This window comes from Paenibacillus xanthanilyticus (genome assembly GCF_042682185.1).
GTDB classification, from domain to species: Bacteria; Bacillota; Bacilli; order Paenibacillales; family Paenibacillaceae; genus Paenibacillus_Z; species Paenibacillus_Z xanthanilyticus.
On the sequence record NZ_JBHUHA010000002.1, the window covers coordinates 1,760,539 to 1,773,280 of the forward strand.

Here is a 12,742-nt window from a genome sequence, read left to right on the forward strand (position 1 = left end):
ATTTTAATATCACTATACTTAAGGGGTTGAATTACTGATCGTAGTTTGGAAACCGTACATAGACGTGATGGAGTTTAATTTCAGAATCTCATGATAGGCTTTGGAGGTGAAGGTATACCATTTATTCTCCGTATCGGCATACATCAAAATACGACGTTTATCTTCAGACTCTCCAATTGATAAGATAGAAGAATAGAAGGAGAAACGTTCCACGTAATCTCCTTTTTCGCTCACAAAATAAACCTGAATGGTTCTGTCGTAACCTTCCGCGAATCGGTAGTTTGGCGATAGGTTGCCGGGGGCCTCCACCTCGGCGCCTTTGTTTTGTTTGAGGATGTTATACATCTCTTCGATATAGGCATTTCCTTTAATTTCAGCCATGATGCTGCCCATAGTCATTTGAAATTCTTCATGCACGGCTGTAATTTTAACACCGTCTATATAGAATGGCTTCGTTTTAATGGTTGCGATTGCGTTTGTATACATCACGTTACAATCAAAAGCTTGTGCTATAAAACGAAGAGGCACAAAAGTCCGATTATCTTTTAGATAGGGCTTGGCATCAAGCAGCACAGGCTTACCGTTTACAGCGGCTTTATTACTATTTAATGTGATTACTACCTCTAGGTCCCTTTTCTTCAGTATTACATCAGAGCCTGACCAGTTAACTGTAGCCCATAAATTCTCACTTATGACCCGCAAAGGAACCATCATTCGACTATTCTTTATTTCTGGCTTAACCTCGGATACAAGGGTAACACCGTCAATTTGAATCTGCATGTCCGCAGCGGATGTAACCGGTGATACGGTCAAAATCATTATTAGAATTAAGAGAATCCCTGAGAGCGCCTTCTTCAATTTTCTACCTCCGCATCTAAATGATCCTCTACCCTTATTGGCTTGCGCACTAACGCGGCTTGGGGTAGTTGCACTTTTGGCATATACATGCTGGTATGCTAGAGCACCACCAACTCCGACAGAAACGATAACCACAGCACCATTTGTTCACTCCCTAAAAGGTTCACACTCTTAACCCGCAGTTACAACCCATATTTTACCATTCAACCTTTATACGCAAATAATGATGAATTTGTTGCGCTAAACTGTACGATCGCTTACCTGCAGTTTTTTCAGACTAATACATTAGTTTCCGCTGACGCCTTTCGTACGCGCCAGCTATTCGGCATTCAGACGGCCAACACGGAATAGGCGGCAAGTCCCGTGTGACCAAAATCGTAACCGGGAGATGCTTCCTATTTTGCCATCCGGTAGAAGGAATGCGGCCGCTTCATGCGGAAACTGTAGGGTATGCGGGTTTTGCAAAGCCCGGAGAAACATGCATCGATCGGAAAACTTCATTCAAGTCCAGTAGGGGAGGGATCATCATGTCGGATTCCGTGCATCAACGACTGATCGGCGCGAAAGAACGCGTCTTTCGGCTGCAGAAGGCGCAGCGCCGCAAAGAGGAGCTCCAGAAGCGGCTCCGGGAGCAGGAGCGGCTCATCATGCGGCACGAAATGACGCTCGAGGCCGAAACGCCCGACTACGGCAAGCTCCTGCGCCTGCCGGTCGCGCATCTGTTCCAAACGCTGCTTCACAGCGAAGAGGAGCAGCGGAAGCCGGGCCGCCGGCTGGCGCTGGCGGCCGCGCTGCAGCTTCAAGCCGCCCGGCAGCTGCATGCCGACACGGAGGCGGATCTGCACCAGGTTGGCGTCGACTTGAGCCACTACCGCAACGCCTCGCGCGAATACGATGAGTTGACGGCCGAGAAAGAGGCGCTGCTGCGTACCTCGCCCACCTTTACGTACGACTTGGCCGAGATGGACGAGTCGATCGCCACGCAGGCCGCGCTGGCCAAGGAGCTGCAGGAAGCTTGCGCCGCGGGACGCCGTGCAGCGGCGTCGCTGGATGACGTCTCCCGGATGCTCGGGAAGGTGGAGCGTTGGGGCGGGTGGGATGCTCCCGTTCGCGGTTTCGGCAGCAAACCTCTCCCCTATAACGATATCGACGAGGCCAAAAGCCATACCCATCACGCGCAGCACCTGCTGGCCGCCTACCGCGACGAGCTGATCGAAGTGAAGCGCACGTCGGATCTCGGCCTCGATCCGGATGGTCTGCTGCGGTTGACCGACGAATGGATCGACGGTTTGATCGGCGACTGGATCGAACACGGTCGCATGCTGAACGCGATCGACGTGATTCACCGCGCGCTTCTGAGCGTCCGCAGCATGGTGGCCCGGACCGAAGCGGCGCACGCCGCCGCGGAATCGCAGCTGGCCGGCATGAAGATCGGGCGGCTCAACTGGATCGAAGGGCGCGAGCTTGCTTAGCGAGCACCCAAAATAGACAAGGCTCGGCAGTCCTTCGCTGCCGAGCCTTCTTTTTGTTATGCGAATGCTTGCTTGTTATAGCGGGGCCGTGTATCTCGCGACTCCGGTATCCAAGCGCTTCAAGCCGCTTTCGCCTTCTTCGCCGATGAAGAAGCTCGTAATTCCCTCTGCGCCCAGCCAGTTCACCGACAAGACAAGCCCTTTGTCCGTATTCGCCGCGAACATAAGCTCGAACTGTCCGGCGCTAATCTCGCCGCCGTCGTCTACCCGCCAAGTCGAGCTAGGCTCGTACGTCGCGGGAAAATCGCAAAACAACAGCTCGTTGCCCCGCGTCAGCACGAGACTGGCCAGCATATCGTCTTCCTGCCGTTCGAACTGAATTAAGTACAACGCGCTATCGGCTCCGATATCCGCGATTTTCCCGCCCTGCAGGACGCCTCGCTGCTTTTTCGCCTCGACCGCCTGCACGAGCTGCTCGTCTACTGTCTGGCCATGACCGGCCGCATCGATCGCCAGCGCCGCGCCTGGGACCCAGACGTCCGACGTTGTCATCAGGTAGGTGTCGTCCGGCTTCGCGTCACCCTCGACCACCACATACACATGTCCGGCGATATGGTCGAAATTGTACATGCTCTGCCTGCTCGTATCCTCCGCGTCCGAAGCCTGCTGCTGCGCGAACTTCACCTTGAGCACCGTGCCGTTGCTGCCTACCGCCAAATCGTAATGATCCTGCTTCGCTTCGGTATCTCCGATCGTGATCAGCCTCTTGCCGGTCTCATCCGCGAAAGCGAACGCGCCCTTGCCCAGCTCCTCCCGGTTCATCGCCTCTTCCGACGCTTCTGCTTCAGAAGGCTCCGCTTCTCCGTCCGCTGTCGCGCCCGCGGTCGTCTCCTCTTCGACGACCGTGTTCCCGGAATCGGCGGTGGTATTTTCCGCCTGCCCGTTCTGCTGTGGCGCCCGATGCGCCGCTTGATCATTATTCGAGCTGCAGCCGGCCAGCGTGCAGGCCAGCACCGCCAGCAGCAATGTCTTTCTCATCCTATTCCCTCCTAGCTCCCTGCTTCTTCAGCCGTCGTTCAACGGTTCGCTTTGCCACCTTTAGACGGTGTTTATTCTCCATATGTTACCACATTTTCACCAAAGAGAAATGCGCCCGAGGGCCATAGTAGAGGTGAGGGCGTGCAAACCACTCATTGCGCTACATGCTGCCCGCCCTACCGGGCGTGCAAACCAAGTAGACCGCTGAATGCTGCTCGCCCTACCGGGCGCTCAAACCAATCATTGCGCTACATGCTGCCCGCCCTACCGGGCGTGCAAACCAAGTAGCGAGTTTTAATGAAATTCCGCATTGGTGAATACCATTACAAAGGGCGGTCGGCTTGGCCGTCCGATATTGCGAGGGGGTTATGCCATGCAAACGCGTCATCCTTACCGATGGTTGAACGTCATCGGCTTGGTTGCGGTCGTGGCCGTGAACGCGCTGGCCAATTTACTGCCGATCAACGGCTTGACGACCGGCGAATTGTCCGCCAAATATCCGGTGCTCGTCACGCCGGCCGGCTACGCCTTTTCGATCTGGTCGCTCATCTATGCGCTGCTCGCCGGCTTCGTTATTTATCAAGCGCGCTCCCGTTCCATCGAGCGGTCGACGATCCAACGTATCGGACCTTGGTTTATTCTTAGCTGCGCGTTCAACATCGGCTGGATTCTTGTCTGGCACTACGAATACGTCTATGCGAGCGTGGCCGTCATGTTGGCGCTGCTTCTCTCGCTTATCGCGCTCTACGTGAAGACGCACACCGCGACGGATCGGCCGACGGTCGGCGAGAGCCTGCTCGTCCAGCTTCCCTTCAGTATTTATTTGGGCTGGATCAGCGTGGCCACGATCGTTAACATCTCCGTCGCGTTCTACAAATCCGGCTGGGAAGGGTTCGGTCTCTCCGATGCGACGTGGAGCGTCATCGTGCTGACGCTCGGGACAATACTGGCTTTCGTAATCGGCGGTTTGTATACGGACCCTTATTATGTGCTCGTGTTCGTGTGGGCCTATATCGCGATTGCCTATAAGCAGCAGTCTTATGAATCCGTCATGACATCGGCGTTGATCGCAGCCGGATTGCTGCTCGCGTACGCGATAGCCCTATGGATCCGCAAGTTTAAGCATGTAAAAGACTAACGACTTCATGTAGACCGGCTTCTCGGAGAAGCCGGTTTTTTCGTGCGCCTTCCACCCTTGAGGACGATGACGATGACGACAATGATCTCGTTCAGCGAGCTAAGCGAACGAAAATCAGCGAAAGGATGCGAAATTCCATCTAAACGGCAGCATGGGCGAGAAAAACCTGCGTCCACGCGCCTATAAGCCCGTTAATTCAATTTTCTGAATATTTACAAAATTATCATCTGCGTTTACAATAAAACCATAACATCCGGTACAAGCTACACCGGCGACAAGCTTCTCCCAAGGATGGCGGCCGGATCGGATGGAATTCGAGGCGAGAGGGGATAGTCCATTGAAGTAGGCAAGCGATGCATGTCTTGAATCTAACCGATTCGCCCACCCATCTGAGGCGAGCAGGTTTCGTATAAGGTAACCCAGCCAGCGCTAGCGGTTATCTGCATTATGCGGAAAGGAGTCATCTCCTTCATTGTGAACGGCATAAGACATGCGGGAACTCAAGTCGAAACGTTGTCAATCGGAATCCGGGTTTAACCGAATGAGCATCATCATTTTAAGCAACGCAAGTTGTCGAACGGAGCGTGTCAAAGGCAATTGAATAGGTCAATCATGTACAGCCAGGGGTTTCAGTTGTCTTCGGACAATTGAAATCCCTTTTTCATTGGATCACCCACCTCCCACCTCCTCCGCCGAGGAGGCTCCAAAGGACTAAGCATATGCTTTCGATGCGAGTTTTCCTTGGGAAAACTTTTACCTCTGGACTCCCGATTCATGCTAACACGTTGGGTAGTTGGTTGGCGGGTAGTTGCGAGCGTGGCACGCTTTTGTCCCTTGGACAAAGCTTACGTTGGTGTCCCTCCTCCCACCTCCTCCGCCGAGGAGGCTCCAAAGGGCTAAGCATATGCTTTCGATGCGAGTTTTCCTTGGGAAAACTTTTACCTCTGGACTCCCGATTCATGCTAACATGTTGGGTAGTTGGTCGGCGGGTAGTTGCGAGCGTGGCACGCTTTTGTCCCTTGGACAAAGCTTACGTTGGTGTCCCTCCTCCCACCTCCTCCGCCGAGGAGGCTTCAAAGGGCTTTGCCCTCTGGACTCCCGATTCATGCTAACACGTTGGGTAGTTGGTTGGCGAGAAGTTGCGAGCGTGGCACGCTTTTGTCCCTTGGACAAAGCTTACGTTGGTGTCCCACCTCCCACCTCCTCCACCGAGGAGGCTCCAAAGGGCGCTGCCCTCTGGACTCCCAATTTCGTGCTAACACGTTGGGTAGTGGTTGGCGGGTAGTTGCGATCGTGGCACGCTTTTGTCCCTCGGACAAAGCTTACGGTTGCTGATTAACTATAAGCGCCGATTCATCTCTCTCGCATGACTTGCCCCTGACCGTATTTCCATTTGACTCTCATCTAATTAGATGATAGCCTAACTCCATAAGGAGTGAACGACTATGATGCAGTTGGATAAGATCGTCAGCTATCACAAAGCGCTCGGAGACCCGACGCGGATGCGGATGGTGATTCTGCTGACCGAGGGCGAGCTGACCGGACAGGAGCTGGCCGAGAAGCTGTGCCTTTCGCCCGCCACCGTTACGCATCACGCCGCCAAGCTGCGGGCCGTCAGTCTCGTGAAGGAGCGGCGCGACAAGAATTCGATTTATTTTACGCTCGACCGCTATTTCTTGGATGCGTACGCCCAAGCCATGCAGCAGCTCATCGCCGGCCGGACTGCGCGCTCCGTTTCGGAGGAGCAGGAACCCCTGGCTGACAAGAACGAACGGCTCAAGCTGTCCGTCATCAAAAACTTCTTCACCGCGGACGGAAAGCTGAAGCACATTCCATCGCAGCTGAAGAAGAAACGCATCGTGCTCGAATTTTTGGCCGAGAAGCTCGAGGCCGGACGCACCTACACCGAGAAGGAGATTAATGCCTTCATCGAGGCGTTCCATCCCGACTTTGCCACGATCCGCCGCGAATTCATCATGCATGCGTATTTGTTCCGGGACCATGAGATCTACGAACGCAACCCTCGCGAGATGTGGGAAAAGTGGGAGACGTTATCCTAGCCCCATCGGGAATAGCAGGTTGCGAACCACGTTTTAGACGGAACATCAACATGAACCAGCGGCGGACCAAGATAGGAAACACCGCTTAGACTGCCGCTGTCGTCAGGTTGTCTCTATTCGCATGTCCCGCTCCTTCCGAGGAACCGGATCTTCTGCTCGCCTCTCTTATTGCTCGCTCCGCAGCGTCTTAATCTAAATACGCCTCGCTTAACCTGTCCCAACTCCGATCCGTCTTGTATCGAAATTGGAGTCCCTCAATTCTGCAGCAATTCACCAAATCCTTGACGAATTCCCCGATTTTCCACAAATAATTGGCATCGATCACAACAATTTGGCTATTCAGCCGCCTGCGCGCCGCTGATACGATAGAAACACGGCGAAAGCCGGCGGGTTCGTCCGACAGTTCAAATTCACGGCACGAACCTTTCGGGCAGTTAATCGTTTGAACGGGCTCGCGCCAGCCGCCCGCGAAAGTTCGCACGGAAAGGAGGAACCGGATTTTTTGTAAGCGTTATCATAATTTATAGGAGGTTCTAATGAAAAAAGTATCCATCTATCTGCTGCTTGTCACGCTCCTCGCGACGCTGCTCCCGGCTCAAGCCGGCGCATTCAACGGCGAGGTCCCGCTCGGCTCGGGTTCGTACTCGACCGTTTTGCCGCCTGGGGCCACGAATACGCAAAGCACGATCTTTAAGACCGGCAACGTCTCCGGTCCGATGCCGACCAACGACTGGTGGAGCAACCTCGCTTGGGATACGTATTCCGAAGCGCAATACCCGCACCCGCTCGCGGTGAAGAATCAATCCGACGGCTTCCGCATCTATTATCCAGGCAACCGGATCACGGCCAACTCCTCCTGCGTGTGCGGCTGGATCAACGACATCCATGATTTCACGGTGGGCCATACGGCAGTCGCGACTTTCCCGGATGCGAAAGTCGACGGCTTCAGCGACTGGTTCGTCAAGGCGAACTACCAGAGCGGCAGCAGCGCGATGAACGTTTCCTATGGACACGGCTCGCCTTACGTCTATTTTAATTTCACGGGCGGCAATCCGAAGCTCTCCTTCTACACGCCGCCGACGGTCTGGTCGGGCAGCGCCTCGACACCGGTGCTCGGCATTACGATGGAAGGCGCGCATTATGGTCTGTTCGGGGCCAACGGCAGCACGTGGAGCGGTATCGGCTCCAAGACGCTGACCAATAACGGCAGCTCGTATTTCTCCGTTGCCGTCCTTCCGGACAACACGCAGGCGACGCTGAACAAATTCGCGCAATACGCCTACTCGCACGTTACGGGCACGCAGGTCAGCTACGCGTTCAACGCGGCGGCTAGCCAAGTGACGACGACGTACACGTACACGACCCAGGCGAAGCAGGGCTCGCAGTCCGGCACGATTTTCGCCCTCTACCCGCATCAATGGAAGAACTCGTCGAAGGCGCTTCTTCCCTACACGTACAACTCCGTACGCGGCGCGATGAAAGCGGCGGAGGGCACTTCGTTCCAGACGTCGATGAAGTTCACGGGCGTGCTCCCGACGCTGCCGGATAAAGGCTCGTATAACAAAACGACGCTGCAGCAGTACGTCAACGAGGCGGAAGCCGAGACGTACACAGGCACGGCCGATACGTACTGGGTCGGCAAGCGGCTTGGCAAGCTCGCGACGCTCGCGCCGATCGCCGATCAAGTAGGCGACGCGACGGCAGCGACCAAATTCCGCAACGAGATCAAATCCATCCTGCAGAATTGGTTCAAAGCAAGCGACGCGGCGGGCAACCTGAAGAGCCAAAGCGTCTTTTACTACAACAGCAACTGGGGAACGGTCATCGGCTACCCAGCCAGCTATGGCTCGAGCGAGGAATTGAACGACCATCATTTCCACTACGGTTACTTCATCAAGGCGGCGGCGGAAGTCGCGCGCGTCGACAAGTCGTGGGCGCAAAGCTGGGGACCGATGGTCAACCTGCTCATCCGCGACATCGCCAACACGAACCGCAGCGACTCGATGTTCCCGTACTTGCGCAATTTTGACCCGTATGCCGGCCACTCCTGGGCTGCCGGGCATGCCCGCTTCGGCGACGGCAACAACAACGAATCGTCCTCCGAGGGAATGAACGCGTGGGCCGGTATGGTATTGTGGGGCCAAGCGACGGGCGACACGGCTGTCCGCGACGCCGGCATTGCGCTCTACACGACGGAGATGAACGCGATCAACGAATACTGGTTCGACGTGGCGAACACGAACCGTCCGGCCAGCTTCACCCGTTCGACCGCGAGCATGGTATGGGGCGGCAAGACGGTCGGCGACGGCACGTGGTGGACCGGCAACCCGGAGGAGGTGCACGGCATCAACTGGCTGCCGTTCACGTCGGCATCGCTTTACTTGACGCACTACCCGACCTACACGAACAAAAACTACACCGCGCTCGTCAGCGAGAACGGCGGCACGAACTTCGACGCGTGGGAAGATCTGATCTACATGTACCGCGCCATCTCGAATCCGACCGAGGCGAAGAACTTCTGGAGCGCCCGCGGCGCGGCCCTCGGCGCGGAAGCCGGCAACTCCAAGGCGAACGCCTACCACTGGATCTACAACTTGGACGCGATGGGCAACGCCGATCCGACGATCACGGCGAACACGCCGCTCTATGCGGTGTTCAACAAGAACGGCGTCAAGACGTATATCGCGTATAACATGACCAATTCGCCGATCACGGTCACGTTCTCCGACGGCACGGTCGTGAACGTCCCGGCGAACAGCTTCAACACCGGCAACGGCGGCGGTGGCGGTGGCGGTGGCGGTGGCGGCGATACGCAGGCGCCTTCCGTGCCGACGAACCTCGCTTCCACGAAGACGAGCACCAGCGTGACGCTGACGTGGAACGCATCCACGGATAACGTCGGCGTGACCGGTTACGACGTCTACCGCGGCGGCGCTCTCGTTGGCTCCACGGCTTCCACGAGCTATACGGACAACGGCCTTGCGGCCGGAACGGCATACAGCTACACCCTACGCGCGAAAGACGCCGCGGGCAACGTATCCGCGGCGAGCGCGGCGCATAGCGTCACGACGAATGCGAGCAGCGGTCAATACGTGACGGCGGACTTCACCGCCACGGTGACGAAGCCGACCTCCTCCTCGGAGAAAATCACGTTCAAGCCAACGACCGCCGCCCTGTACGTGGATATCCACTACACGGTGAACGGCGCGAACCAGCAGAACGTGCGCATGACCAACAACAACGGCACATGGGAGCATACAATTAACGGACTCAGCGCAGGGCAAGCGATCGACCTGTGGTTCACGTACGAGAAATCCGGACCGCAGTACGACTCGCCGCATTATACGTATACGCACTAAACTCCCTGCTCGCGAGGATACAATACAGCTTACATGACGAGAAGACGCCTCCGGGACCGCTTGATGCGGCGCCGGAGGCGTCTTCCGTTTGCGGCGCGAGGACCGCTGTTTAGTGCTGCACCGCTTTCGCCGCTAAATCGCCCAGCAGCTTCCGTACTTGCTCCGCAAGCGCCCGGTCGTGTCCGTCCTGCGGATTCAGACGGATGCCGCTTGAGAGAATAATCAAGCCCTGGTCGTAATAGACCTGCTTGCCGAGCGCCTCGGCAATCGTCCGCAGCGGGACGAACGTCCGCCCGTTCAAGACCCGAAGAAGCCCTCCCCCGTCTCCTCCCTCGCCGAAGATCAGCCGCTCTCCCGCGTACGCCACCGCGACCTCCCGTTTCTTCGCGTCATAGTCGACCTTCGCCCCGAAGGCGCTGGCGACGAAACGCAGCGGCACCCGCGTCACGCCATCTTGTACATACGGCTTGACAGCCGCGTCCTCCGGGTCGACGGTGCCCGACTTGCCATGGATCAGCACCGCCGGCCCTTCAATGGTTAAGGCGACTGACTGCTCCAGCAGCAAGGCGAGCTCGTCCTTGCACTCGCCGTTCTGGTACAGCATCATATAGTTCTTGATTCGGTAGATCGCATCCTGACGCATGTCTTTCTTAAGCGACGAATCGTTCAGCACGCGCTCAATCGCGCACCAGCCGTACAACGACGAATCCGGCTGTCCCTGCGATTGCGCCAGCGCATAGATGAGCGCGGCCGTCAAGCTGTCCGGCATGGCGTCCTGGGCTGCCGCCAGCCATGCCGTATCCGGCGCCAAGTAATGGTCCATCGCCTTCAAATAGCCGACGACGAACACCTCGTCCGGACGCAGCGTCTTCGTCCCGAGCGACGATAGGGCTTTGCCGTACGCAAGCTTGACGTATTGCGAAGCGAGGTCCCGCTCTTCCCAAGCGCCCGCGCCGGCATAAATCGCATGAACCGCGGCCGCCTTCTCGGCGAGCGCCGTTTTCTCCGACGCCAGGAACGCCGCCACATTCTTCGTCAACCCGTTCTTGCGGGCTTCGCTCACCTTCGCGACGTTCGCATAAGCCTCGTGAAAATCCGTCGAGGTCAGCGGGGAGTCCGCCCGGGCGATTCCGACCTGCCAATGCAGCGAAGCCAGCAGCAGCATTGCCGTCATGAAGGCCAAGCCGCTTATTTTAAACGTGAATCTCATATTAAATGTCCTCCTACAATGCCCTCATACCATGCAATTCAAATTATACTTCAGCTCGCGCGCCCGGAACACCCATGCCGCCGCTACGATATGTAGGCATGCGCGAGCCCGGTCGCCAAACGAACGACTACGACCGCTTCAAGTTAACTCACGCCGCTAGGTGGCCGATCAGGTAGAACATGAACGAACGTCTCACCGCATCAAAAAGAGCCTGATCGCGATCAGGCTCTTCCTCTTCCGTGCGCTTGCGCGCGCCGCTTTATTCGTCCCGGACGATCAGCTGATCGCGCCGCGGCCCAACCGATACGTGCGAGATGCGCACGCCGATGGCGGCTTCCATGAATGCAATGTAGTTCCGCGCTTCCGGCGGCAGCTCTTCGAACGTGCGCGCGTCCGAGATATCCACGCGCCAGCCCGCGAGCTTCTGCCAGATCGGCTTCGCCCCGGCAAGCCTCGCGCCGTCCGGGAACCGGTCCGTTACCGTGCCGTCCGCCAGTTCGTATGCGATGCAGACCGGGATCTCGTCCAAATAACCGAGCACGTCGAGATTAGTGAGCGCGACCGACGTCGCCCCTTGGATAGCGCAGCCGTAACGAGTCGCCACGGCGTCGAACCAGCCAACCCGGCGCGGACGCCGCGTATTGACGCCGTATTCGCCCGCGTCGCCGCCGCGCCGGCGCAGCTCCTCCGCTTCGCTGCCTGCCAGCTCCGTGACGAAAGGCCCCGCTCCGACGCAGCTGGAATACGCCTTGGTGACGGCTAGCACGTGCTGAATCGCATGCGCGGGCAAGCCCGCCCCCACCGGCGCGAACCCGGCCAGCGTCGACGACGAAGTCGAATACGGATAGATGCCGTGATCCGGATCGCGAAGCGCGCCAAGCTGGCCTTCGAGCAGGATCGATTCCCCGCGTTCTCGGGCTTCCGCCAGCAATAACGATACATCGCACAGATAGGGCCGCAGCCGCACCCCCGTCTCCATCAACGCCGGCAGCAGATCGTCCGCCGCAATCGGTTCGCGCCCGTACAGATGGACGAGCAGCACGTTCTTCGCTTCCAGCAATTGTTCCAGCCGCGCCCGCAGCCTGTCCGCGTCGAATAGATCGGCGACCTGGATGCCGAGCTTCGCGTACTTGTCGGCGTAGAACGGCGCGATGCCCATACGCGTGGAGCCGAAGCTGCGGTCGCCCAGCCGCCGCTCCTCCAGTTCATCGAACAACCGGTGCACGGGCAGAACAACCTGCGCCCGGTCGGAGATGCGCAATCGCGGGGCCGGTACGCCCCGCTCGGTCAGCATGGCAAGCTCCTTCATCAGAATCTCCGCATCCAGCGCCGTTCCCGGGCCAATCACATTCGTGACCTCCGGATTGAACACGCCGGAGGGCAGCATGCGCAGCGCGAACTTCCCGTACGCGTTGATGATCGTATGTCCTGCGTTGCTCCCGCCTTGGAACCGCACCGCATAAGCAGAATTCGCCGCCAGCGCGTCCGTCATTTTCCCCTTGCCTTCGTCGCCCCAATTGGCGCCCACGATTGCCGTCACCGTCATTCCCTTCGCCTCCCGAGTCTCTTGTTTTCCTCTGCAAGGCTTATTATAATTTCGGAGGAGA

Annotated in this window: 8 protein-coding genes; 4 read left to right on the forward strand and 4 right to left on the reverse strand. The window is 57.4% G+C overall.

The window, feature by feature from the left end; genetic code table 11:
• Positions 1 to 18 precede the first annotated feature (18 nt).
• Positions 19 to 858 carry a copper amine oxidase N-terminal domain-containing protein gene (locus tag ACFSKT_RS24920; RefSeq protein ID WP_377720948.1) on the reverse strand — a complete coding sequence of 280 codons (840 nt, stop codon included), beginning with the start codon at positions 856 to 858 and terminating at the stop codon, positions 19 to 21.
• A gap of 527 nt (positions 859 to 1,385) precedes the next feature.
• Here ACFSKT_RS24920 and ACFSKT_RS24925 point away from each other — a divergent pair.
• Positions 1,386 to 2,330: a hypothetical protein gene (locus ACFSKT_RS24925; RefSeq protein WP_377720947.1), complete on the forward strand. Its 945-nt coding sequence runs from the start codon at positions 1,386 to 1,388 to the stop codon at positions 2,328 to 2,330.
• Between the two features lie 75 nt (positions 2,331 to 2,405).
• Here ACFSKT_RS24925 and ACFSKT_RS24930 read toward each other — a convergent pair whose 3' ends face one another.
• Positions 2,406 to 3,368, reverse strand: a complete 963-nt coding sequence (locus ACFSKT_RS24930; RefSeq protein WP_377720946.1) for a hypothetical protein — start codon at positions 3,366 to 3,368, stop codon at positions 2,406 to 2,408.
• Positions 3,369 to 3,741: 373 nt separating this feature from the next.
• Between ACFSKT_RS24930 and ACFSKT_RS24935 the strand changes: the two genes are divergently transcribed.
• From ACFSKT_RS24935 to ACFSKT_RS24945, 3 genes are all read left to right on the forward strand, one after another.
• Positions 3,742 to 4,506: a tryptophan-rich sensory protein gene (locus ACFSKT_RS24935; protein WP_377720945.1), complete on the forward strand. Its 765-nt coding sequence runs from the start codon at positions 3,742 to 3,744 to the stop codon at positions 4,504 to 4,506.
• A gap of 1,448 nt (positions 4,507 to 5,954) precedes the next feature.
• On the forward strand, positions 5,955 to 6,566 hold the full coding sequence (locus ACFSKT_RS24940) for a DUF2087 domain-containing protein (protein WP_377721130.1): 612 nt from the start codon (positions 5,955 to 5,957) through the stop codon (positions 6,564 to 6,566).
• 536 nt (positions 6,567 to 7,102) lie between these two features.
• Entirely contained in the window at positions 7,103 to 9,925 is a 2,823-nt protein-coding gene (locus ACFSKT_RS24945; protein WP_377720944.1) for a glycosyl hydrolase, read from the forward strand.
• Between the two features lie 109 nt (positions 9,926 to 10,034).
• On the opposite strand, the gene ACFSKT_RS24950 is transcribed toward ACFSKT_RS24945, so the two are convergent.
• Together ACFSKT_RS24950 and ACFSKT_RS24955 are read right to left on the reverse strand one after the other, a co-directional pair.
• Positions 10,035 to 11,135: a copper amine oxidase N-terminal domain-containing protein gene (locus ACFSKT_RS24950; protein WP_377720943.1), complete on the reverse strand. Its 1,101-nt coding sequence runs from the start codon at positions 11,133 to 11,135 to the stop codon at positions 10,035 to 10,037.
• Positions 11,136 to 11,394: 259 nt separating this feature from the next.
• Positions 11,395 to 12,681, reverse strand: coding sequence for an adenylosuccinate synthase (locus ACFSKT_RS24955; RefSeq protein ID WP_377720942.1), 1,287 nt, complete (start codon positions 12,679 to 12,681; stop codon positions 11,395 to 11,397).
• Positions 12,682 to 12,742 lie beyond the last annotated feature (61 nt).